This window comes from Roseovarius tolerans (genome assembly GCF_900109855.1).
GTDB classification, from domain to species: Bacteria; Pseudomonadota; Alphaproteobacteria; order Rhodobacterales; family Rhodobacteraceae; genus Roseovarius; species Roseovarius tolerans.
On record NZ_FOBO01000004.1, the window covers coordinates 108,926 to 132,135 of the forward strand.

Annotated in this window: 22 protein-coding genes; 16 read left to right on the top strand and 6 right to left on the bottom strand. The window is 64.6% G+C overall.

Annotation, left to right across the window (positions count from 1 at the left end; genetic code table 11):
- From BMX04_RS05205 to BMX04_RS05215, 3 genes are all read right to left on the bottom strand, one after another.
- The gene (locus BMX04_RS05205) at positions 1–1,203 is read right to left on the bottom strand and encodes a branched-chain amino acid ABC transporter permease (protein ID WP_074785300.1); all 1,203 of its coding nucleotides are present in this window, start codon (positions 1,201–1,203) and stop codon (positions 1–3) included.
- 4 nt (positions 1,204–1,207) lie between these two features.
- On the bottom strand, positions 1,208–2,239 hold the full coding sequence (locus BMX04_RS05210) for a branched-chain amino acid ABC transporter permease (protein WP_074785301.1): 1,032 nt from the start codon (positions 2,237–2,239) through the stop codon (positions 1,208–1,210).
- 104 nt (positions 2,240–2,343) lie between these two features.
- A complete protein-coding gene (locus BMX04_RS05215) occupies positions 2,344–3,690 on the bottom strand; it encodes a substrate-binding protein (protein WP_050662856.1) in 1,347 nt (448 codons plus the stop codon).
- 219 nt (positions 3,691–3,909) lie between these two features.
- On the opposite strand from BMX04_RS05215, the gene BMX04_RS05220 reads away from it, so the two are divergent.
- From BMX04_RS05220 to BMX04_RS05255, 8 genes are all read left to right on the top strand, one after another.
- Positions 3,910–5,220 carry a helix-turn-helix domain-containing protein gene (locus tag BMX04_RS05220; RefSeq protein WP_074785302.1) on the top strand — a complete coding sequence of 437 codons (1,311 nt, stop codon included), beginning with the start codon at positions 3,910–3,912 and terminating at the stop codon, positions 5,218–5,220.
- Between the two features lie 72 nt (positions 5,221–5,292).
- Positions 5,293–5,661: a response regulator transcription factor gene (locus tag BMX04_RS05225; RefSeq protein ID WP_050662858.1), complete on the top strand. Its 369-nt coding sequence runs from the start codon at positions 5,293–5,295 to the stop codon at positions 5,659–5,661.
- Positions 5,658–5,930 carry a hypothetical protein gene (locus BMX04_RS05230; RefSeq protein ID WP_074785303.1) on the top strand — a complete coding sequence of 91 codons (273 nt, stop codon included), beginning with the start codon at positions 5,658–5,660 and terminating at the stop codon, positions 5,928–5,930. Before BMX04_RS05225 ends, BMX04_RS05230 begins: the two co-directional genes overlap by 4 nt.
- Positions 5,930–8,614 (top strand): ATP-binding protein, encoded by a 2,685-nt coding sequence (locus tag BMX04_RS05235; RefSeq protein ID WP_074785304.1) that lies wholly within the window; start codon positions 5,930–5,932, stop codon positions 8,612–8,614. Before BMX04_RS05230 ends, BMX04_RS05235 begins: the two co-directional genes overlap by 1 nt.
- A gap of 70 nt (positions 8,615–8,684) precedes the next feature.
- Positions 8,685–9,656, top strand: coding sequence for a FliM/FliN family flagellar motor C-terminal domain-containing protein (locus tag BMX04_RS05240; RefSeq protein WP_244888479.1), 972 nt, complete (start codon positions 8,685–8,687; stop codon positions 9,654–9,656).
- 86 nt (positions 9,657–9,742) lie between these two features.
- Positions 9,743–10,069 (top strand): TraR/DksA family transcriptional regulator, encoded by a 327-nt coding sequence (locus BMX04_RS05245; RefSeq protein WP_074785305.1) that lies wholly within the window; start codon positions 9,743–9,745, stop codon positions 10,067–10,069.
- Positions 10,070–10,159: 90 nt separating this feature from the next.
- Positions 10,160–10,369 (top strand): hypothetical protein, encoded by a 210-nt coding sequence (locus BMX04_RS05250; RefSeq protein ID WP_074785306.1) that lies wholly within the window; start codon positions 10,160–10,162, stop codon positions 10,367–10,369.
- Between the two features lie 89 nt (positions 10,370–10,458).
- Positions 10,459–12,426, top strand: coding sequence for an enoyl-CoA hydratase/isomerase family protein (locus tag BMX04_RS05255; RefSeq protein WP_074785307.1), 1,968 nt, complete (start codon positions 10,459–10,461; stop codon positions 12,424–12,426).
- Positions 12,427–12,432: 6 nt separating this feature from the next.
- On the opposite strand, the gene BMX04_RS05260 is transcribed toward BMX04_RS05255, so the two are convergent.
- Together BMX04_RS05260 and BMX04_RS05265 are read right to left on the bottom strand one after the other, a co-directional pair.
- On the bottom strand, positions 12,433–14,040 hold the full coding sequence (locus BMX04_RS05260) for a peptide chain release factor 3 (protein ID WP_074785308.1): 1,608 nt from the start codon (positions 14,038–14,040) through the stop codon (positions 12,433–12,435).
- Between the two features lie 135 nt (positions 14,041–14,175).
- Positions 14,176–15,189, bottom strand: coding sequence for a Hint domain-containing protein (locus BMX04_RS05265; RefSeq protein ID WP_074785309.1), 1,014 nt, complete (start codon positions 15,187–15,189; stop codon positions 14,176–14,178).
- Positions 15,190–15,384: 195 nt separating this feature from the next.
- On the opposite strand from BMX04_RS05265, the gene BMX04_RS05270 reads away from it, so the two are divergent.
- The 3 genes from BMX04_RS05270 to BMX04_RS05280 all read left to right on the top strand — a co-directional run bounded on the left by BMX04_RS05270 (position 15,385) and on the right by BMX04_RS05280 (position 18,306).
- The gene (locus tag BMX04_RS05270) at positions 15,385–16,164 is read left to right on the top strand and encodes an SDR family oxidoreductase (protein WP_074785310.1); all 780 of its coding nucleotides are present in this window, start codon (positions 15,385–15,387) and stop codon (positions 16,162–16,164) included.
- A 114-nt stretch (positions 16,165–16,278) separates the two neighbouring features.
- Positions 16,279–17,646: an SLC5/6 family protein gene (locus tag BMX04_RS05275; protein ID WP_074785311.1), complete on the top strand. Its 1,368-nt coding sequence runs from the start codon at positions 16,279–16,281 to the stop codon at positions 17,644–17,646.
- 66 nt (positions 17,647–17,712) lie between these two features.
- Positions 17,713–18,306 carry a DUF3833 domain-containing protein gene (locus BMX04_RS05280; RefSeq protein WP_083398098.1) on the top strand — a complete coding sequence of 198 codons (594 nt, stop codon included), beginning with the start codon at positions 17,713–17,715 and terminating at the stop codon, positions 18,304–18,306.
- 27 nt (positions 18,307–18,333) lie between these two features.
- On the opposite strand, the gene ribA is transcribed toward BMX04_RS05280, so the two are convergent.
- Positions 18,334–19,428, bottom strand: coding sequence for a GTP cyclohydrolase II (ribA, locus tag BMX04_RS05285; RefSeq protein WP_074785312.1), 1,095 nt, complete (start codon positions 19,426–19,428; stop codon positions 18,334–18,336).
- A 159-nt stretch (positions 19,429–19,587) separates the two neighbouring features.
- On the opposite strand from ribA, the gene BMX04_RS05290 reads away from it, so the two are divergent.
- The 5 genes from BMX04_RS05290 to BMX04_RS05310 all read left to right on the top strand — a co-directional run bounded on the left by BMX04_RS05290 (position 19,588) and on the right by BMX04_RS05310 (position 23,205).
- Complete coding sequence (locus BMX04_RS05290; protein WP_050662871.1) at positions 19,588–20,274, top strand: response regulator transcription factor; 687 nt, start codon at positions 19,588–19,590, stop codon at positions 20,272–20,274.
- Between the two features lie 286 nt (positions 20,275–20,560).
- Complete coding sequence (locus BMX04_RS05295; RefSeq protein WP_074785313.1) at positions 20,561–21,349, top strand: exodeoxyribonuclease III; 789 nt, start codon at positions 20,561–20,563, stop codon at positions 21,347–21,349.
- A gap of 55 nt (positions 21,350–21,404) precedes the next feature.
- Positions 21,405–22,325 carry a thioredoxin family protein gene (locus tag BMX04_RS05300; RefSeq protein ID WP_074785314.1) on the top strand — a complete coding sequence of 307 codons (921 nt, stop codon included), beginning with the start codon at positions 21,405–21,407 and terminating at the stop codon, positions 22,323–22,325.
- 26 nt (positions 22,326–22,351) lie between these two features.
- On the top strand, positions 22,352–22,999 hold the full coding sequence (locus BMX04_RS05305) for an LON peptidase substrate-binding domain-containing protein (protein ID WP_074785315.1): 648 nt from the start codon (positions 22,352–22,354) through the stop codon (positions 22,997–22,999).
- Positions 22,996–23,205: a Trm112 family protein gene (locus tag BMX04_RS05310; RefSeq protein ID WP_074785316.1), complete on the top strand. Its 210-nt coding sequence runs from the start codon at positions 22,996–22,998 to the stop codon at positions 23,203–23,205. The genes BMX04_RS05305 and BMX04_RS05310 overlap by 4 nt, the downstream gene beginning before the upstream one ends.
- The last annotated feature ends 5 nt before the right edge of the window (positions 23,206–23,210 follow it).

Below are 23,210 nucleotides of genomic sequence, written 5' to 3' on the forward strand. Positions count from 1 at the left end.
TTATTCGGCGGGGGTGGATTGGGTGGATTTCTTGGCATCATCCGGCTTCTTGCGGCGGAAGAGCCGGGCGATGCGCTGGCCACCTTCGACAAGGCCACCGGGCAGGAAGATCACGACGAGCATGAACAGCAGCCCGAGCGTGAGGTGCCAGCCCTTGCCGACGAAGGGATGCACGAGGGTCACCAACAGGTTCTCGAGTCCGTCGGGCATAAAGCTGAACCAGCTGTGCAGAACGCTGTCGTTGATCTTCGAGAAGATGTTCTCGAAATACTTGATGAAGCCTGCGCCCAGAACCGGGCCGATCAGCGTGCCAGCGCCGCCGAGGATGGTCATCAGAACGACCTCGCCTGATGCCGTCCACTGCATGCGCTCTGCGCCTGCCAGCGGGTCCATCGAGGCGAGAAGCCCGCCTGCAAGCCCGGCATACATGCCCGAGATTACGAAGGCCGCGAGCGCATAGGGGCGCGCGTTGAGGCCGGTATAGGTCATCCGTGTGTTGTTCGACTTGATCGCCCGCAGCATCATGCCGAACGGCGACCGGAAGATGCGGATCGCGATGTAGAAGCTTAGCAGCATCAGGACCGCGCAGAGATAGTAGCCGTTGTTGAACTGGAACGACCACGGACCGACGATCATTTCGTAGGTGTCGCGCATTTCCAGCCCGAAGAAATTGGTCACCGGGATGGAGCCGTCCTCGGTGCGGCTCACACCGAGGATGCGGGGATCGTCAAGGGTCAGTTGCAGGCCGGTCTCGCCGTTGGTGATCGGGGTCAGGACCGAATAGGCGAGGTTGAAGCTCATCTGCGCAAAGGCGAGCGTGAGGATCGAGAAGTAGATGCCCGATCGGCGCAGAGAGATGAAACCGATCAGCAGCGAAAAGAGCCCCGCCACGACCACGCTGAGCAGGATCGCGGGGATGACATTCATGCTGAGCAGCTTGAACATCCATACCGCCGAATAGCTGCCCACCCCGAGGAAGGCGGCGTGACCGAAGCTGAGATAGCCGGTCAGGCCGAAGAGAATGTTGAAGCCGATGGCGAATATCCCGAAGATCACGAAGCGCTGCATCAGGTCTGGATAGCCCGCGTTGAACTGCGCCATGGCGCTGTCGGCCGGGAACGGGTTGAGGAGGAAGGGTGCGCAGAGCGCCAGAATGGCGACGATGAGCAGTAGTGAAAAGTCTCTTTTGTTCAGTCCGAGCATTGTCTTAGTCCTCCATCACGCCCTTGCGGCCCATCAGGCCCCGCGGACGGGTCAGCAGAATGATGATGGCCACGAGGTAGATGATGATCTGGTCGATACCGGGGAGGATCGACTTGATTTCGTTCATCGAGGCAAAGCTTTCGAGCACACCCAGAAGGAAGCCCGCAAGCACCGCACCCGGCAGAGAGCCCATGCCGCCGACCACGACGACCACGAAACTCAGCACCAGGAAGTCCATGCCCATGTGATAATTCGGAGAGTTGATCGGCGCGTACATCACCCCGGCGAGCCCGGCCACGGCGGCGGCGATGCCGAACATGATGGTGAAGCGCTTGTCGATATTGATGCCCAGAAGCTGCACCGTCTCGCGGTCGGCCATGCCGGCGCGGACCACCATCCCAAAGGTGGTGAACTGCAGGAAGGCAAAGACGCCACCGATGATCACGGCAGCAAAGGCGAAGTAGACCAGACGCCAGTAGGGATAGATGATCGCGTTAGGATCAAAGCCGAGCATGACCCCGAAATCGAACGAACCGCGGAAGACTTCGGGCGCGCCGGTGGGGATCGGGTTGGCCCCGTAGAAGTATTTGATGATCTCCTGCAACACGATGGCCAGGCCAAAGGTCACGAGGATCTGATCGGCATGCGGACGCTTGTAGAAATGCTTGATCAGCCCGCGTTCCATTATGAAGCCGATGCTGATCATGATCGGGATCGAGAACAGGATTGCAAGCGGCACCGACCAGTCGATGATCGCACCGCCCATTTCCGGTCCGAACCAATGCTCGATATACGGCGTCTTGACGGTCATCGGGTTGCCGAGAAAATCGGTCCTGGACTCGTCTATGGTTTCGTAGCTGATATTGAAGATGCGCTGCAACGTGACGGCGCAGAACGCGCCGATCATGAACAGTGCGCCATGGGCGAAATTGACGACCCCGAGCGTGCCGAAAATCAGCGTCAGGCCAAGCGCGATGAGCGCATAGGCCGAGCCCTTGTCGAGCCCGTTGAGAATTTGAAGAATGATTGCGTCCATTGTTCCCACCCATGGGTTAGAGGCGATGGTGGTCTTGTGCGAAAGCGAACCGCCAGGGGAGTCGGCCGCGCGCGGCGTGCGCGCGACCGGTCAGTCACGTCAGATCAGGCGCCCGGGTTGCAGGCCCCAAGCTCGCCGCCGGCGAACATCGGGTGATCGGGCGGGTAGGTGACCTGTGCGGCGGGTGTGACCTCGACCACTTCGAGAAGGTCGAATTCGCTGGTCGGGTTCTCTTTCCCGCGCACAACGAGCACGTCCTTGAAGCACTGGTGGTCTTCGGCGCGATAGAGCGTCTTGCCGTTGCCCAGACCGTCGAACTCGAAGCCTTCGAGGGCTTCTGCCACGGCGCAGGGGTTGAAGCTTCCGGCACGGGTGACGGCATCCGCATAGAGCAGCGTCTGGCAATAGCAGGTATGCGCTGCCTGGCTGGGCGGGAAGCCGTATTTCTCACCGAAGGATTTGACAAATGCCTTGGAGGCGTCATCGGTCAGCGACCAGTGCCAGTTTGTCGAGCCGTGAATGCCCTTCACGTTCTCGCCCGCACCACGTGCCATCAGGCGCGAGTAGAGCGGCACGACGATTTCGAAGTTCTTGCCGTTCACCTGCTTGTCGCGCAGGCCGAACTGGACCGCGTTGGTCAGCGAGTTGACCATGTTTCCGCCGTAGTGGTTCAGGACCAGAACATCGGCACCCGAGTTCAGAACCGGCGCGATGTAGGACGAGAAGTCGGTCGCGGCGAGCGGGGTCTTGACCGTGTTGACGGTTTCCCAGCCCAGCGACTCGGTCGAGGCGACGATCGACTCTTCCTGCGTCCAGCCCCAGGTGTAGTCGGCGGTCAGGTGGTAGGCCTTGCGGTCCGAGCCATAGAGGCTCTGGAGCACCGGAGCCAGAGCGGCACCCGACATGTAGGCGTTGAAGAAGTGGCGGAAGCCGTTGGCCTTCTTGTCCTTGCCGGTGGTGTCGTTGGAATGCGTCAGACCCGCCATGAAGATCACGCCAGCCTCTTGGCAGAGGCCCTGCACGGCCACGGCCACGCCCGAAGACGAGCCGCCGGTGATCATGATCGCACCGTCTTTTTCGATCATCGACTTGGCCGATGCGCGCGCGGCGTCGGATTTGGTCTGGGTGTCGCCGGTCACATACTCGACCTTCTTGCCCATGATGCCGTTGCCTTGCAGCGCCTTGGAGCTGAAGGTGTTCATCATGCCGCCGTCGCCGCCCCCGTTGAGGTGCTCGACCGCAAGCTCGTAGGCGCGCAGCTCGTCCGCGCCCTCATCGGCATAGGGACCGGTCTGGGGCACGTTGAAGCCGAGCGTCACGGAGCCGCCGGTCGGCTCGTTGGTGAAGGCTGCGGCGCTGGATGCGGTGAAGATCGTCGGCAGCGCGACGCCGGCACCGGCGATGGCGCTGGTCTTGATCAGACCCCGACGCGTCAGGTTCGATTTGGACATGGATTCCTCCCATTATGAAAATCGCGGGAAGGGCCTCCTCTTGCGCCTCCCCTGAGCACAAGTGTGCTTTTCAAGTATGCGGGGTGCTTAGAAAATTACGCAACAACTGGTTTTCGTGAAACAATTTTTTTGTAAATTTATAGACAGGTTTGGTTTTCATGTTGTAAAGAAATTCTCGCGCAGTTGCGGCAAGTCCAGTTGAAGGCAGGGAAAATTCAGATGCCGGAACGGCTTATGATCGGAACACGAATTCGCGAGCGTCGGGTGCTCAGTGGTATACGGCAGTCAGAGCTGGCGAAACAGGCGGGAATTTCGCCCTCCTACCTCAACCTGATCGAGCATAACCGCCGCAGAATCGGCGGCAAGACCCTGCTCAAACTGGCGCAGGCGCTGGAGGTGGAGCCGCAGGTCTTGTCCGAAGGGGCCGAGGCCACGCTCATCTCAGCCCTGCGCGAAGCCGCGGGAGAGCCGGGTGTCGATGGCCCTGAACTGAGCCGGATCGAGGAGTTTGCCGGGCGCTTTCCGGGATGGGCGGGATTGCTCACTGATCTTTACCGGCGCACGCAAGGTCTGGAGCGCACAATCGAGACACTGACCGACCGGCTGGCGCATGATCCCTTTCTGGCGGATTCGCTGCACGAGGTGATTTCATCTGTGACGGCCATTCGCTCAACCTCGTCGATCCTGGTGGAAACCGAGGCGCTGGAGCCCGAGTGGCAGGCGCGCTTTCACCGTAATATCAACGAGGACAGCGCGCGGCTGACCGAGGGCGCACAGGCGCTGGTCAAGTATCTGGAGGGCGCGCCCAATCGCGACGCCGAGGTGCAATCGCCGCAGGACGAGATGCACGCCTTTCTGGCGGCGCGCGGGTATCATTTCGAGGAGCTGGAGCGCGATGTCGCCGGGCCGCGTGATGTCATGCGGCTGTTGAAGGACGAGGCGGCGCAAGCGATGTCGACCCCGGCACAGAGCCTGACCCGGGAGGTGTTGCTGCGCTATCTGGCGGATGCGCGGGCCTTGCCGCTCGGCCCGTTTCTGGCGCGTGTCCGCACCATCGGGTTGCGTCCCGACCGGCTGGCAGACGCCACCGGCGTGGAGATCGCACAGGTCTTTCGCCGTCTTGCCGCACTGCCCGAAGATGAGGTTGGACCCGTCGGGCTGGTAATCTGCGATGCCTCGGGCACGCTGGTGTTCCGCAAGCCGATTGACGGGTTCGACATGCCGCGGCTGGCCGGGGCTTGCGCGCTCTGGCCGCTCTATCAGGTGATGGCACAGCCGCAGGTGCCGCTGCGCGCCCGTGTGCGGCAGGTCGGGCGTGGTGGCGAGGTGGTGGGCGCGCTCGCCGTGGCCGGTCTGGCGGCACCTGCGGGCTTTGACCGGCCCGCGCTGATGCAGGCGCATATGCTGCTCTTGCCCGATCCGGGCGAGGCTTCGGGAGGTGTGCACGAATTGGGCGTGAGTTGCCGGATTTGCCCGATCAAGGACTGTGTGGCGCGGCGCGAGCCGTCGATCATCGCAGAGGGCTTTTGACTTGGGGCCCGAGATTGGGAATAGTTGCGCGGTGCGTCTGACCGCGCACGCATCGGAGGGGAGGCCGGTTGCATGGGGAAAAAGGTTCTGCTGATCGAGGATGAGCCGAATATAATCGAGGCGGTGAGCTTTATCCTGTCGCGGGATGGCTGGGAGGTGAAGACCCATTCCAACGGGCATGATGCGATGGAGGCGGTGCGCCTTCGCGGCCCTGACCTGATCATTCTCGACGTGATGCTGCCCGGCAAGAGTGGCTTTGACATTCTGGCCGAGATCCGGGGGGATCTGGAGTTCGCGGAGATCCCCGTGCTGATGCTGACGGCGCGCGGTCAGATGAAGGATCGCGAGATGGCCGAGAAGGCGGGAGCCAGCCAATACATGACCAAGCCGTTTTCCAATGCAGACGTGCTGGCGGCGGTGCGCGATCTGGTGGGGGCATGAGCCCCGAGCGCGGCCCGGTCTTTCTGGCGCGGCGCACCTACAGGCGTCGCCGCTTGTCAGATGGCGCGCGGCTGTTGCCGGTGCTGGGCGGCCTTTTATTCTGTGTGCCGCTGTTGTGGCAGGGCGGCGAACGCGCGCCCGGCACGGCCGTGACGATGCTTTACGTGTTCGGGCTCTGGGCGGTTCTCGTCGCGATCTCGGGGGTGATCTCGCGTCACCTGCGCGCCAGCGATACCGAAGAGGGTGCTGCGGACGGTGAGGAGGGCTGATGGCGATCCTCAACGTCCTTGTTCTGGTCTGTGTATTTTACGTGGTGCTGCTCTTCGTGGTGGCATTCGGTGCGGACCGGGCAGCGGCGCAGGGGCGGGGCAGCTGGCTGGGATCGCCCCTTGTCTACACCCTGTCGTTGTCGATCTACTGCACGGCTTGGACGTTTTACGGCGCGGTCGGGTTCGCGGCACGGTCGGGCCTCGAATTCGTGACGATCTATCTGGGCCCCACGCTGGTGATGATCGGCTGGTGGTGGACGCTGCGGCGTCTGGTCCGGGTCGGGCGCAGTCAGCGCATCACCTCGATCGCCGATCTGATTTCGTCGCGCTATGGCAAGTCGAACCTGCTCGCGGTGCTGGTGACGGTGCTCGCGGTGGTGGGGACGACGCCCTATATTGCGCTGCAACTGCAATCGGTGACACTGTCCTTCGCCGCCTTCGCCGAGACCGATCTGGCCGCCACCACGCTGCCCGACATGCAGTCCACCGCGCTCTGGGTGGCGATGGGGCTGGCGCTGTTCACCATCCTCTTCGGCACCCGCAACCTCGATGCCAACGAGCGTCATCACGGTGTGGTCATGGCCATCGCGATGGAGGCGGTGGTCAAGCTGTGCGCGCTGCTCGCAGTGGGCATTTTCGTGGTCTGGGGACTGGCGGGCGGCATCGAAGGCACGCTTGAACGAATTGAGGCCTCGGCGATTTCGAGGTTCGATGTGTCGGGCGGACGCTGGGTCGGGCTGACCGCGCTGTCGGCGGCGGCCTTCCTGTGCCTGCCGCGGATGTTTCAGGTCATGGTGGTCGAGAACGAGGACGAGGACCATCTACGCACCGCCGCCTGGGCCTTTCCGGCCTATCTGATGCTGATGAGCCTGTTCGTCGTGCCGATTGCCGCCGTCGGGCTCGACATGATGCCCGAGGGGGCAAATCCGGACCTCTTCGTGCTCACCCTGCCGCTCATGGACGGGCGCGACGGGCTGGCGATCCTGTCCTTTCTGGGCGGGTTCTCAAGCGCCACCTCGATGGTGATCGTGGCGGCCATCGCGCTATCGACCATGGTGTCGAATCATGTGGTGATGCCGATCTGGCTGCATTTTTCGGGCGGTGCGGCGATGGTCTCGGGCGACGTGCGCAACGTGGCGCTTCTGGCAAGGCGGCTGAGCATCGCGGGCGTGGTGTTTCTGGGCTATCTCTATTTTCGCCTGTCGGGGGGCGGCACGGCACTCGCGGCGATCGGGCTCATCGCCTTTGTCGGGGTGTCGCAGTTCCTGCCTGCGCTCATGGGCGGGCTGTTCTGGCGTGGGGCCACGCGGACGGGTGCGCTTTTGGGGCTGAGTGTCGGGGCGACGCTTTGGCTTTATTGTCTCTTCCTGCCCAGCTTTGGTCCGTCGCTTCTCCTGCCGCAGGGGGTGTTCGATCACGGGCTCTGGGGACTTGCCTGGCTGCGGCCCTACGCGCTTTTCGGGGCCGAGGGGATGGACCCGGTGCTGCATGCGCTGATGTGGTCGATGCTGCTCAATGCGACTGCGTTCATTCTGGGATCTCTGCTGAGCTTTCCGCAACCGCTGGAGCGCTTGCAGGGCGCACAATTTGTCAATGTGTTCGATCATTCCGGGACACCCGGCGGCTGGACTGGCGGCATGGCGCAGAGCGAGGATCTGCTGATCATGTCGCAGCGCATCATGGGCGCGCGAGAGGCGCAGGCGCTCTTTGCCGCCGCCGCCGGGCGGCAGGGCGTGGCGGGCTATTTGCCCGAACCCAGCCCCGATTTCCTGCAGGAGCTGGAACGCGCACTTTCAGGCTCGGTGGGGGCGGCGACGGCGCATGCGATGATCAGTCAGATCGTCGGCGGGGCCGCCGTGTCGGTCGAGGATCTGATGGCGGTGGCGGACGAGACCGCGCAGATCATGGAATATTCCAGCCAGCTCGAGGCCAAGAGCCAGGAACTGGCGCGCACGGCGCGGCAATTGCGGCAGGCCAACGAGAAGCTGACCCAGCTGTCGGTGCAGAAGGACGGGTTCCTCAGCCAGATCAGCCATGAATTGCGCACACCGATGACCTCGATCCGGGCGTTCTCGGAGATTCTGCGCGATACCGGCGATCTGACGGGGGACGAGCAGAGCAAATACGCCTCGATCATTCATGACGAGGCGGTGCGGCTCACCCGGCTGCTCGACGATCTGCTGGACCTGAGCGTGCTCGAGAATGGGCAGGTGGTGCTGAACACGCAGACCGGCCTGTTGTCGGACCTGCTCGACCGGGCAGAGCGGGCGGCGGGGGTGAATTACAGCGGTCTCACGGTCGCGCGCGACCGTGCGGCGGAGGCGGTGGAGCTGACCTCGGACCTTGACCGGCTGGCGCAGGTCTTCATCAACCTGATCGCCAACGCGCGCAAATATTGTGACGGCACGCCGCCGGTGCTGAGCATCCGGGCGAGCGTTGCGGACGGGCATGTGGTTGTCGATTTCACAGATAACGGCTCGGGCATTCCGCCCGAGAAACAGGCGGTGATCTTCGAGAAATTCTCGCGCATCGGCGAGACCAAGGCCGGGGGCGCGGGGCTGGGTCTTGCGATCTGCCGCGAGATCATGGCGCGGCTTGGCGGATCGGTCAGCTATCTGCCGGGGCAGACCGGCGCGGCGTTTCGCGTGAGCCTGCCGCAGGCGCGGCGTATGGCGGCGCAATGAGAGGTTGGGCGGTAAGGGAATCGTAACCACGCCTGACCTAGGATGGCGCGACGGAGGGATATCGCGCGCCATGACAGCCCAAGACACAGCTTCGGTCATCCACCGCAAGGCCCGCGCAGCGCGCGACGGCTCTGACGCGCGGGCGATGTCGCCGGCCAAGGCGCTGCGCCTCGCGGTGGCGCGGGCCGCTGATACGCTGCTTGACCTGGCGCTGACCGTGGCCACGGTCGAACAGCGGCGGGTCAGTCTTGCGCAGGTCGCGGAGACGGTTGCGGACGAGGGGCTTATCCTGCTGCTGGACGGTGCGGGCGGGGCCCGCGGGGCCCTGGCCCTCGACGCACAGATGATGGCGGCGCTGATCGAAGTGCAGACCACCGGCAAGGTGCGGCCCGGTGCGGCCCCTGCGCGGCGGGCAACGCGCACCGATGCGGCGATGGTGGCGCCGCTGGTCGATGCGGTGCTTGACGGGGTCGACAGCGAAATGCTGGCCGAGGTGGAGGGATACGTGCCGCGCGGTTTTCGCTTTGGCGACCGGGTTGAGGATCGGCGCGCTCTGGGGCTCTTGCTCGACGCGCCGGATTTCGATGTTTTTCGCGTGACCGCTGATCTGGGGCCGGGTGTTCGGACCGGGCGGCTTGATCTGCTGGTGCCTGCGCGCCGTCCGCTCGCCACCAAGACCGGCCCCCGGACCGACGCGGGTGGACCTGCCCGCGCCTTGATGAGCGATGTGGCGCTTGGCGCGCCAGTGGTGCTTGATGCGGTGATGGCGCGGATCACCCTGCCGTTGCGCGAGGCCTGCGCGCTATCGCGAGGCCAGGTGCTGGCGCTCACCCCCGAAAGCCTGGGCGCGATCCAGGTGACCGGAGCGGGCGCGCATCTTGTGGCCGAGGCGCGACTGGGGCAACTCAACGGCTGGCGTGCCCTGCGCCTTGTATCCTCCGCCGCCGCGCCTCTGCCCGACGCGAAGGCCGAACCGGAGCAAAGCACGACCAAACCAGCCCCCGGCACGGCACTGACGTTACACGCCAAGCAGGACGCGTGAGCCCGCGCTCTGGCCAGGGTTGACATGTGTCAAGGCCCGCCACGTGTGGTTCTGCTAGGATAACCCCGAATTGCGGAGGATAATTCATGCTGGACAAATCGACATATCGCGAGGCGCTGTTGCAGCGTCTCAAGCTGCTGGATGCACGGCTGCACGCCATCGAGGCCGAACTGGATGCGCCGAAATCCCGCGACTGGGAAGAACTGGCGGTCGAGCGGGAAGGTGACGAGGTGCTGGAACAGCTTGGCCACAGCGGCGAGTTGGAGATCGCGCGGATCAGGGCGGCACTTGGCCGTCTGCGCGATGGCAGTTTCGGACTCTGCACGTCGTGTGGTGAGCAGATTGCCGCTGATCGGCTCGACATTCTTCCGGAAACGCCTGTTTGCCGGTCATGTGCCGCGCAAATGTCCTGACCGCGTTCACAATTCTGTCGCGCATCGCATCTACCTATAGGTCGCGTGGAAAAGACCCGCTATGGTTGTCTTCCATCAGGGAGGAATGTCATGATCAACGTCACTGCCGAACTTGACCAGATCCAGACCCTCGTCGGTCAGGAGGGGTTGAACACCCGTTATCGCCATGAGCCCCGGTTGCGCCGGGCGATCGACCATCTGCGCGCCGAGGGCCAGGCCGTGCCGCCCCGGATCAAGCAATTGCACCAGACCTTGCTGAGCGAGGCGATCGAGGCTGAATTCGACAATATGCCGGTCTGAGGCGACGCCCATATCCCGCCTGTGCTTGCGTATGGAGCAATTCTTCGTAGTAATTGCTCCAATGGCAATGCAGAGCGAGTGGAGCGGGTGTGAGCGGGACGATCCAGACAGACCAGAAGTACGGGATCACCGTGCTGCGGCTCGACCGTCCGGTGGCCAATGCACTTGCGCCTGACCTGCGCGCGGCCTTGATGACGGCGCTCGATGCGGCCGAGGCGAATGCGACGTGTCGCGCGGTTGTCCTGACCGGGACCGGCACCGGATTTTCCTCGGGGGTTGACCTCACGGAATATGACGGGCCGCTGGCGGCCCCGCGGATCGGCGATATCTGCAAGCGGATCGACGCGTTTTCCAAACCGGTGGTCGCGGCGCTGCACGGCTCGGCCCTGGGGGCGGGGCTGGGGCTGGCGCTTGCGGCGCATGGGCGGGTGGCGCAGGCCGGCACTCGGATCGCGCTGCCGGAAATCAGCCTTGGGATGATGCCGGGTGCGGGTGTAACGCAGCGTCTGCCGCGTCTTGTCGGGGCGCAGGCCGCACTGGAACTGATGCTGTCGGGACAAGCCGTGCCAGCAGAGGATGCGCGCTTGCGGCGTCTTTTTGACCAGATCACCGAGGACCCGCCCGAGGCCGAGGCCTGCACCTTCGCTGCACGTCTGGCCGCAGCGGGCCAGTGGTCGCGGAGCGGCGACATGGTTCGCGGTCTGTCGGACCCTGCGGGGTATCAGCGCGCCATCGCCTCGGTGCGCGACAAGCTGGGCGCGCAGCGCGGTGCTGCGGCGGATATCCTGCGCGCGGCCGAGGCGGCGCAACTTTTGCCTTTCGCGCAGGGCCTCGATTTTGAGGAGGTGCTCTTTGAGGAACGCGTCAACAGCGCCGAGGCGCGCGCGCAGCGTCATGTCTATGCCGCCGAGCGGCGGGCGGCTGTTTTGCCGGAATTGCGCCGGGGACAGGTGCGCGAGATCGGGCGCGTCGGGCTGTCGGGGCGTGGGCTGGAGGAGGTGGCGCTGCTCTGCCTCGCTGCCGGGCGTGCGGTCTGGTCGGATGATCCCGACCTGCCCGCCACGTTGCGCCGGACCCTCGATTCGCGGGTCGCGCGCGGTCAGATGCAGGCGGGCACCAAGGAGGAGTGGCTGTCACGGTTGAGTGATGACGCCGACGACCGGCGGGCCGACCTGTGGCTGGGCACGGATGCGGTCGAACCGGGCGCGGGCCTTGCGGCGCGACTTGATCTTGGGGCGGGTTTTGCCGGGCCGGGACTGGCGCTGCGGCTCTTCGCGCCTGCCGAGACGGCCCGATGCGCCGAGATCGGCGTGCCCGAGGGCCATGCGCCCGATGAGGTTGCCAGCCTTGCGCGGTTTCTGACGGCGCTGCGGGTGACGGTGGTGCGCGCGGCGCGCCCCGAAGCCGGACCGGGGCTGGGTCATGTTTTGGGGGGTGCGCTGTGTCTGGCCGGTGTGGCGCTGGTGCAGACCGGATTTGCCCCGCAGCGCGTCGATCAGGCGGCGCGGCATCTGGGGCTGCGCATGGGTCCGTTCCTGATGATGGACCTCGAGGGGCTGGTGCCCGCCGAGGCGCGCCTGCGCCGCGTGGCGGATATGCTGGGCCTGCCCGGAGACGCGCTGACCCCGTTGGCCGGGCGGATCGCCAAGGGCGCATCGGGGCGGGCCGTCGGGCGCGGGTTTTACGACCATCCGCCCGAGGGGCCGCGCACGCCACGCGAATTCGCCGAGATGGGCGAGGCGGCGCTGCCCGGCGGCATGGCCCCGCGCCATGCGCTGCATGCCGCCCTTGTCAATGCGTCGGAGCGTTTGCTGGCAGCGGGCGCGGTGCAGCGGGCCTCTGATCTGGACGTGATCATGGTGCGCGGTCTTGGCTATGCCCGCAGCCGGGGCGGCGCGCTCGGCCATGCCGATCAGCGTGGATTGATGGCCGTGCTCAAGGATATGAAGGCGCTTGCACCTCTCGCGCCGCCACTTTGGTCGCCACGCCTGGGCATCGTCGAGCGCGTGAAGCTGGGCGAGGGGTATTTCGGACGCGCCGGTGCGGCTGCGCTCTGACCGGTCTCAGACCATCATTTCCTTGGTCGCGGTCAGGGTGATGTCGGGATAATCGCGTTCCACCCGGTCGATATCCCATTGCATGCGGGTGAGGTAAACGACGTCGCCGTCATTGTCATGGGCGATGTGCTGCTTGTTGGCGGCGGTGAATTTTTCGACCGCCTGCTTGTCGCCCTGCACCCACCGGGCGGAGGTGAACTGTGACGCCTCGAAGCGGACGGGCAGGCCGTATTCCAGCTCGATCCGGCTGCCCAGAACCTCGAATTGCAGCGCGCCCACGACGCCCACGATGAAGCCCGAGCCGAAGGCGGGTTTGAACACCTTGGCGGCGCCTTCCTCGGCGAATTGCATCAGCGCCTTTTCAAGGTGCTTGGCCTTCATCGGATCGCCCGCGCGGGCCTGTTGCAGCAGTTCCGGCGCGAAGGATGGGATGCCGGTCACCTTGAGCGTCTCGCCCTCGGTCAGAGTGTCGCCGATGCGCAATTGCCCGTGGTTGGGGATGCCGATGATGTCACCGGCCCATGCCTCTTCGGCGAGTTCACGGTCAGAGGCGAGAAAGAGCACGGGGGCGGAGACCGTCATCGGTTTCTTGGAGCGCACATGGGTGAGCTTCATGCCGCGTTTGAAATGGCCAGAGGCGAGGCGGACGAAGGCGACACGGTCGCGGTGCTTGGGGTCCATATTGGCCTGCACCTTGAACACGAACCCGGAAACCTTTGATTCTTCAGGGCAAATCTGGCGTGGTTCGGCGCGTTGGGGCTGCGGTTCGGGGCCGTAGGTGCCGATGCCCTCCATCAGTTCCTTGACCCCGAAGGAGTTGATCGCGGAGCCGAACCAAATGGGTGTCATATGCCCTTCAAGCACCGATTGCGGGTTGAGTTCGGGCAACAGTTCGCGCGCCATCTCGACCTCTTCGCGGAGCTTGGCGACGAGGGTTTCGGGCACGTGTTCGTCAAGTTTTGGATCGTCCAACCCGTTGATCTTGATGGATTCCGCCACTTTGTTGCGGTCGGCGCGGTCCATCAGTTCAAGACGGTTGTTAAACATGTCATAGCAGCCGACGAAATCGCGGCCCTGACCGATGGGCCAGCTGGCGGGGGTCACGTCGATGGCCAGATTTTCCTGAATTTCATCAATGATATCAAACGTATCGCGGCTCTCGCGGTCCATCTTGTTGCAGAAGGTCAGGATCGGCAGATCGCGCAGGCGGCAGACCTCAAAGAGCTTGCGGGTCTGGCTCTCGACGCCCTTGGCCCCGTCGATCACCATCACGGCGGCATCGACCGCGGTCAGCGTGCGATAGGTGTCTTCGGAGAAATCCGAGTGTCCGGGCGTGTCCACAAGATTGAAGCGGAAGTCTTTGAAATCAAAGGACATCGCCGAGGCTGAGACGGAGATGCCCCGGTCCTTTTCCATCTGCATGAAATCCGAGCGCGTGCGCCGCGCCTCGCCCTTGGCGCGGACCTGTCCGGCCATCTGGATGGCCCCGCCATAAAGCAGGAATTTTTCCGTCAGCGTGGTCTTGCCGGCATCGGGGTGGGAGATGATGGCGAAGGTGCGCCGCCGGGCAATCTCGGCGGGCAGATCGGGGCGATTTGTGCGGGTGTCCAACATGGCTCGCCATATAGAGGGGGGAGGTGAGGGGCGCAAGCGAGGGGTGGATCAGGGCTGTCTGTATCGCGTCGGTATTCTGTCGGTATCGCGTCGGTGGGCAGGACCGTGGATTTCGGACGGTCCGCGCCGCGCGGCTTACCGTGTCGAGGCGCGTTTGAGCAGGTCGGCGGCGTCGGGGTGGTCGAGCAGGGCGCGGCCGACCTCGAATTGCAGATGGGTGCTATTGCCGTGGGCGGCGGCCTCGGCCAGCAGCTTTTCTTCGAGTTCGGCGGGCAGGGCCGCGCGGGTGCGGGGATCGACCAGCAGGGTCTCGGCGGCGATGCCTTCGGCATAGATGATCTGATGCGCGTCGAACAGGATCTGGTAGTAATCGACGAAGCCGCCGGTTTCGCGGCGGACGGTGTCGCCGTTCACCAGATGACGGGCACGGACCAGCACCTCGTGCCGGCCGGCCCCGAGCGCATCGGAGCGCTGGTAGATGAAGAGCCGGTGATCGGGGCTGACCAGCAGGTCGTTTTCATTGTGCAGGGCCCCGGCGGTGATGCGGACGGGGGCGAAATCGCCCACGGCGCGGGCCGTCGAATGGCCGATCCAACGCACCGGGCGGGGGCCGTCGTCGCGGGTGAGCACCATGTCGCCAGGGCGCAGGTCCTCGACCGGTATCTGCTCGCCCCGGGCCATGGTGATATGGGTGCCCCGGGTGAAGGAGACGCAGGCGGCCTGCGCGAATTTGCGCAGCGCACCGTCCCGGTCGACGCCGACCAGCGCATAGCCGGTGCGCGGCGCGATCTGTGCCAGCGGCATGGCGTAGATGTCGGCAACGTGGCCTGCGTCATCCACCTCGACGAAGACGAGCACATCCGTGGTTCCGCCGGTCGCCGACATCAGCGTGAGCGCGCAATCGAGATGGACATGCGCGCCGGGTAGGCCGATTTCCGATTCGGCCCCGATGGTGAAGGGGCCGGTGCCATGCATGACCAGAGACAGCCGCGCCGGGCGCGCCTGCGCGGTCAGTTCATACACGTCGTCGAGATCGAGTTCGGCGGCGAAGGACAGCGCATCGCCGAGGTTGGCGCCGCTCACGACACGGAAATCCATGGCCTGATAGACCGGAATGGATTGGGCGGGGCGGGGTGCGTCTTGGGTCATTCGAGAGCGGTCATTCTGAAAAGGTGATTGGCATAAGTATCTATACCAGAGGGCTAGCTTAGGATTGTGGCAGCATGTGGTCAATCGCTGCGAGATTTGGCGGCGAGAGCCACGCACACGCCCTGCAAGATACTGGCCATGTTGCTCGACAGGGTGTTAAGTCGCGGTAAAGCATCGAAACAAGCGGAGGGTGAGATGGATCTTGGCATCAAGGGCAAGCGGGCGCTGGTTTGTGCGTCGTCGAAAGGGCTGGGGCTGGGCTGTGCGCGGGCGCTGGCCGGGGCGGGCGTCGATCTGGTGATGAACGCGCGCGGGGCCGAGGCGCTGGAGGCGTCGGCGGCGACAATTCGCGAGGAGTTCGGTGTCGAGGTCGTGACCGTGGCCGCCGATATCACCGATGACGCGGGCCGCGCGGCTGTGCTGAAGGCGGCGGGCGCGGTGGATATCCTCGTCAACAACGCGGGCGGGCCGCCGCCGGGGATGTGGACCGATTGGGAGCGTGAGGATTTCATTGCCGCGCTCGATGCCAACATGCTGACGCCGATTGCGCTGATCAAGGCGCTGGTGCCGGGGATGATGGAGCGCGGCTGGGGCCGGGTTGTCAACATCACCTCGCAATCGGTGAAGGCACCGATCCCGGTGCTGGGCCTGTCGAATTCGGCGCGCGCGGGGTTGACCGGCTATGTCGCGGGGACCGCGCGGCAGGTGGCGGGCAGCGGGGTCAACATCAACAACCTGTTGCCGGGCATTCATGCCACCGACCGGGCCAATGCGCTCGACAAGGGGGTGTCCGAGGCGCAGGGGATTTCCATGGACGAGGCCAAGGCGCGGCGCTGTGCCGGGATTCCGGCGGGGCGCTATGGCACGGCCGATGAGTTCGGCGCGGCCTGCGCGTTCCTGTGCAGCCAGCATGCCGGGTTCATCGTGGGGCAGAATATCCTGCTCGATGGCGGCGGAGTGAATGCCACGCTGTGACGCCGGATCGGGGGGCTGCGATCACGTTTGCGTCACAAGCTGCGCCGGGGCGTGGCGGTGCCCTGCGCGGCTTGGTAGCGATTGGTGGGCTCTTCACAACGGGGAACGAATGAGATGCAAGCAGTGGTGATCATTGGCCTTTTCGGGCTGGTCATTCTGGCCAGCCTGCTGGTTGCGCCACGGCGCGCCACGATCGGCGGCTTTTTCAGCGGCGCGGGTGTTGATGGGCGCGCGCCGGGTCTGTGGGTGCTGGTGCTGAGCCAGGTCACGACGTGGATTTTCGCGCGGTCGCTGATGAACTCGGCAATCCTTGGCTATTTCTACGGCATCTGGGGCACGCTGGCCTATGCCGCCTACTACGGATCGTTTCTGACCGGGGGCTATATCGTGGGCCGGTTGCGCGCGGGCGGTGCCGGATCGGTGCAGGACTGGCTGGGCGCGCGGTTCGGGGCCACGGGAAATGCCTGCTATAACCTAGTGATCGGACTGCGCCTGTTGTCGGAGGTGTTCGCCAACCTGCTGGTGGTCGGGCTGATCTTTGCCGCCGTCCTGCCAGAGGTCGGCGTGGCGCGCGAGGCCTCAATCCTGATCGTCGCCGCCCTCGGGCTGGCTTATAGCGCCTGGGGGGGCTTGAGTGCGGCGCTGCGCACGGATGTGTTGCAGATGGTGGTGTTTCTGGGGGTTTTTGCTGCAGCGTTTATCGCGCTCGTCGTGAGCCCCGGATTCCAGATCGGCGCGGTGCTGACTGCGCCGGGCACGGCGGGGGCATGGAACGGGCAGGTGTTGCTGGTGGTGGCGCTGTTGCAGGTGTTCTCATACCCCGCGCATGACCCGGTGATGATGGATCGCGGCTTTCTCGCCGATCCGGCGACGACGCGGAAATCGTTTCTGCATGCGTTCTGGATCTCGACCCTGTGCATCATCGGGTTCGGGTTTTTCGGCATTCAGGCCGGGCTGGTCGGGGCGGAATACGAGGGCGAGTTGATCGGCACATGGGCGGGGATGTTCCCGGCATGGCTGTTCATCGCGCTGTTGGTGTCGTTGCTGATTTCGGCGCTGAGCACGCTGGATTCCGCGCTGGCCAGTGCGGCGCGGCTGGTGGTGGATGAGCTGAAGATCGGCACCCGGTCGCTGATGGCGGGGCGGGGCGCGATGGTGGTGTTCATGGTCCTCGGCACGCTGCTGACGCTTTGGGGCAATCAGACGCTGTTTGATGCCGTGGCGGTCAGCGGCACGGCGAGCATGTTCCTGAGCCCGGTTCTGGTCGTGGGTCTGGTGATGGGGCGGCAGATCGCCCTCTGGTCCTACCTGGTGGCGTTCGGGGCCGCGATGGCGGGGGCGGTGACATACTTTGCGCGAAGTGCGGACTGGGCCGTGGCGCTCCTGCCCGAGGGGCACAAATACGAGCAGTTGCTGGTGATCTGCGTGGCGGTTCTGGCGGTGGGGTTCGCCGCCGTGCTGAGCGGGGCGCGCCGGGCCTGAACCTTGCCGTGCGGCGGTTTCGCGATAGGTCCCCGGGGGTAGATGATCACCCCGGGGGCCTTTTTCATGCGTGTCGTTGTTCTGATCCTTTCCCTGATGATACTGAGCGCCTGTGCCGGGCGACCGGATCTGGCGGATGAAAAGCTGAGCCAGCGGGATTTCGAGCTGGAAGAGTTTTTCGACGGGCATGTGGTGGGCTATGGTCAATTTCAGGACCGGTTCGGCACCGTGCGGCGGCGCTTCGAGGTGCAGGTGGCGGGAGACTGGGATGGCGAGGTGCTGACCCTGACCGAGGATTTCGTCTACGAGGATGCCAGTACCGAACGCCGGGTCTGGACCCTGACCAAGACCGGGGCAGAGACCTGGGAGGGCAGCGCGCCGGGGGTGATCGGGCAGGCCAGCGGTGAAGAGCGGGGCGACGCGTTCAACTGGCAATATACCATTGATCTGCCGGTGCCGGATGGCACGCTGCGGGTCAGTTTCGACGACTGGATGTGGCAGGTGAGTGAGGACCGCGTGCTGAACCGCGCCTATATGGACAAGTACGGCGTCGAGGTGGGCGAGGTGATCATCTGGTTCGAGAAGCGGGGGGAGGGGCGGTCGGGCGCTGCGCGACGGTGCCTACGGCACCTTGATTCCGCGCATTGGAGCTGCACCTAAACGGCAGCATCAGGCCAAATCACGCACCTATAAAAGGTGGCCGGATTTAGACGCCTTGGTCGCGAGATAGGCGTGGTTATGGGCGTTCTCGCCCAGTTTCAGCGGCACCCGTTCCACGACCTTGATGTGGTTGTCCTCCATCATGGTGATCTTGGCCGGGTTGTTGGTCAGCAGCCGCACGGCGGAGAAGCCCATCAGCGACAGGATGCGCGCGCCGATGCGGAAATCGCGCTCGTCATCCTCGAATCCCAGCCGGTGATTGGCCTCGACCGTATCAAAGCCCTGATCCTGCAGCGAATAGGCGCGCATCTTGTTGGCAAGGCCGATGCCGCGCCCTTCCTGGTTGAGATAGAGCAGCACGCCCGCGCCCTCGGTGCCCATCTGCAGGAGCGCGCCGCGCAGTTGCGGGCCGCAATCGCATTTCAGGCTGCCCATCAGGTCGCCGGTGAAACAGGCCGAATGCAGCCGGGCCAGAACCGGCACGGCGCGGTCGGGCTGGCCGATCTCTATGGCGTAATGTTCTTCGCCGCCATCCTCGGGGCGGAAGATGTGCAACCGGCCCGCCTCGGACACCTCGAGCGGCAGGCGCGCGCTGACCACCGGGTGCAGCGGGCTGGTGCGCAGGAGTTGCGGCGTGGCCTGATCGAGCGTCACGCGGGTCAGCCCGTGGCGTGCGGCAAATTGCTCGCCGTCGGTGAGCGTCAGCACCACGGCGGCGGGCAGCAGGCGCGCGGATTTCACGAGGTTGAGCGCCAGCCGGTGCAGCCCGGCATCGCCGTCGCGCTGGGTCTGGAGCGGACCTTTCATCGGGGTCTTGAGATCGTCCGCCGGATCGGCCACCGCCAGCACCCACGAGAGCCGCGCATCGGGCGGCAGCAGCACGCGCGCCAGATCTCCGTCATAGGCGCGCGCCTTGAGCGTGGCGGCGCGGCGCGCGGTGATCGCCAGCACGGGGCTCTGACCGAGCGCGCGCAGGTCGGCGAGGCGCTGGCCATCGAGGGTTTCGGCGGCCATGACCAGAGCGGCGCTGCCATCCGCCGCGCAGAGCACCACCGGCACACCCATCCGCAGGTCCGAGCGGGCACGGGCGATGATCTCGGTGATGTCGGGCGAAAGGCTCATGCTGCGGGTCTCCGGTTGCGTCTATCGGTCATGTAGAGCGTTTTGTAATGAAATGAAAGAAACGCTCGCAGGGCAACACGTGGGCGTGAGGCGGATGTTGCACATCTTGTCGCAGCCGCGCTTGTGGCGCATGTTCGGAAAGAAGAAGAGGAAGAGTATATGGCACAGGTCAAGAAAATTCTGCTGGTCGATGACGATGACGATCTGCGCGAGGCGCTGGGCGAACAACTGATCATGACCGAGGATTTCGACGTCTTCGAGGCGGGCAACGGCGCGGATGCGATGAACAAGATCAAGGACATGATCTATGATCTGATCATCCTTGACGTCGGGCTGCCAGATACCGACGGGCGCGAACTGTGCCGGTTGATGCGCAAGCAAGGCATCAGGGCCCCGGTCATGATGCTGACCGGGCATGACGGCGATGCCGATACGATCCTGGGGCTGGATGCCGGGGCGAACGACTATATCACCAAGCCGTTCAAGTTCCCGGTGCTGCTGGCGCGCATCCGTGCGCAACTGCGCCAGCACGAGCAATCCGAGGACGCGGTGTTTCAACTGGGCCCCTACACGTTCAAGCCGTCGATGAAGATGCTGATCACGGATGACGAGCGCAAGGTGCGGCTGACCGAGAAGGAAACCAACATCCTCAAGTTCCTCTACCGCTCGACCGAGGGGGTGGTGGCGCGCGATGTGCTGTTGCACGAGGTCTGGGGCTACAATGCCGGGGTGACGACGCACACGCTGGAAACCCACATCTACCGCCTGCGTCAGAAGATCGAGCCCGATCCCGGCAACGCTCGCCTTCTGGTAACGGAATCGGGTGGATATCGCCTTGTGGTTTAAAGGACACGCTCGCTTGACTTCGATCAAAGTCTTATCTGAGGATCACGAATAATCTGCTAATGTTAGCTCATGTATGGTTATACATGAACCTCCCTGTTGGACTGGCCCCGGCATCGCGCCGGGGCTTTTTTCTTTCTGGCCGGTCGGTTGGGGGCGCTGCCGTCGGCGTCGTGGTGCCGCGCCCCGGGAAATTTCCGGCCAGAAGAAACCCTGCCCGCACAATCGCATCTGGAAACGCGGCGCGCCGCGCTTTAGGGTCTGCGCGAACGCAGACAGGAGATCGCGCATGAGTTTTACCCTCGCCACATGGAACATCAATTCGGTTCGCCTGCGCGAGGGGCTGGTGGCGCGGCTGATGGAGGACGAGGCCCCCGACATCCTGTGCCTGCAGGAATGCAAGAGCCCGGTCGAGAAGATCCCGCTGGAGCGGTTCCATGAGCTTGGCTACACCCACATGGTCGCGCGGGGGCAGAAGGGCTATAACGGCGTGGCGATCCTGTCGAAATTGCCGATCGAGGATGCGGGCGACATGGATTTCGCATCCCTTGGCCATGCGCGTCACGTGGCGGGGCGGCTGGAGAACGGGGTCACCATCCATAATTTCTACGTGCCTGCCGGGGGCGACGTGCCCGACCGTGAGAAGAACGAGAAATTCGGCCAGAAACTCGATTACCTGACCGAGATGCGCGACTGGTTTCGCGACAGCCGTCCGGAAAAGGCGGTTCTGGTGGGGGATCTCAACATCGCACCGCGCGAGGATGATGTGTGGTCGCACAAGCAGCTCTTGAAGATCGTGAGCCACACGCCGGTCGAGGTCGAGCATCTGGATAACGTGATGGAGGCGGGCGGGTGGCATGACGTGACCCGCGCCGACATTCCCGAGGGACAGCTTTACAGCTGGTGGTCATATCGCGCGCGTGACTGGGACGCCGCCGACAAGGGCCGCAGGCTGGATCATGTCTGGGCCAGTGGCGATATCCGCGCCGCCGCGCATGGCAGCCGCATCCTGCGCGATGCGCGTGGCTGGGAGAAGCCGTCGGATCACGCACCGGTCTTTGCGCAATTCGACCTTTGAATCCGCGCCGCTGCCCCTCATATAAGGCGCAACACAAAGCTGAAGGATGGTGACAATGCTCGAATTGGGTCAAGGACAAGCGAAACCAGCGGCAGGCGACCTGATCAAGGACGTCTCCGAGGCCGATTTCATGGCCGAGGTGGTCGAGGCGTCGCAAAGCGTGCCGGTGATCGTGGATTTCTGGGCGCCGTGGTGCGGGCCGTGCAAGACGCTGGGACCGGCGCTCGAGGCGGCGGTGACGCGCGCGGGCGGGGCCGTGAAGATGGCCAAGGTCAATGCCGATGAGAACCAGATGATCGCGGGGCAATTGCGGATTCAGTCGCTGCCCACGGTCTATGCGTTCTGGCAAGGCCAGCCGATCGACGGCTTTCAGGGCGCGCTGGCGCCGTCGGAGATCGACGCCTTCGTGGCCCGGGTGATCGAGGCTGCGGGCGGTGCGGCCGAGGGCGGCGGGCTGGATGAGGCGCTCGATGCCGCCGACGAGATGCTGGAGCAGGGCGCGGTGACGGATGCCGCGCAGACCTATGCGGCGATCCTGCAGGAGGACGGGCAGAACGCCCGCGCCTATGCCGGGATGGTGCGCGCGCAGATCGCGGCGGGGGATCTGGATCAGGCCGAGGCGATCCTGAACGGGGCCCCGGCCGAGATCAGCAAATCGCCCGAGATCGAGGCCGCGCATGCGCAGCTCGAACTGGCGCGGCAGGCGGAGAATGCCGGGCCGGTCGGGGACTTGCGCGCCGCCGTGGAGGCCGATCCGGACGATCATCAGGCCCGCTTTGACCTCGCGCAGGCGCTCTATGCCAAGGGCGAGGCGCAGGAGGCGGTGGACGAATTGCTGGAGCTGTTCCGCCGCGATCGCGAGTGGAATGACGCGGCCGCCAAGACGCAGCTTTTCACCATATTCGAGGCGCTCAAGCCGAATGATCCGGTGCTGTTGAACGGACGCAGAAAACTCAGCTCGATGATATTTGCCTGAGCCATGCAGCGGGCTAGGTAATCGGCATGACATATAACGTCGATCTGCCTGAGATCATTCCGATTTTCCCGCTGCCCGGCGCGCTGCTCTTGCCGCGCTCGCGCTTGCCGTTGCATCTGTTCGAGCCGCGCTATCTGGCGATGCTCGATGACACGCTTAAGACGCCGGGGCGGCTGATCGGGATGGTGCAGCCCAACAAGGTGCCGGGCCGCGATGGTGGCACGGGGCTGCACACCATCGGCTGCGTCGGGCGGGTGACGCAATTCTCGGAGACCGAGGACGGGCGCTACATGATCACGCTGTCCGGTCTGTCGCGGTTTCGCGTGGTCGAGGAGGTCGAGGGGTTCACGCCCTATCGGCGGGCCAAGGTGTCGTGGTCGGGTTTCGAGCGGGACATGGGGCCGGTGGACAGCGATCCGGGCTTTGACCGGGATCGGTTCATGAACCTGTTATCGCGGTATTTTCAAGCGCGCGAGTTGGAGACCGATTGGGAATCGCTGCGCGAGGCGGAGGACGAGTTGCTGATCAATTCGCTGTCGATGCTGCTGGGGTTCGAGCCGGAGGACAAGCAGGCGCTGCTGGAGGCGCCGTCGCTGAGCACGCGACGCGAGACGCTGGTGACGCTGATCGAATACACGCTGCGTGGCGGCGATGACGAAGGGGTCATGCAATGAGCGAGACGGGTGAGGCACCGGGGTTTGACCGGCGCATGCTGGACGGGTTGATTTGCCCGCAGACGCACCGGACGTTGGAGTATGACGCGGCACAGCAGGAGCTTGTGAGCCGCGCGGCGGGGCTGGCCTTTCCGATTCGCAACGGGATTCCGGTGATGCTGATCGACGAGGCGCGTAAACTGGATGGGGATGTGACGGCGCGGTGATGGGC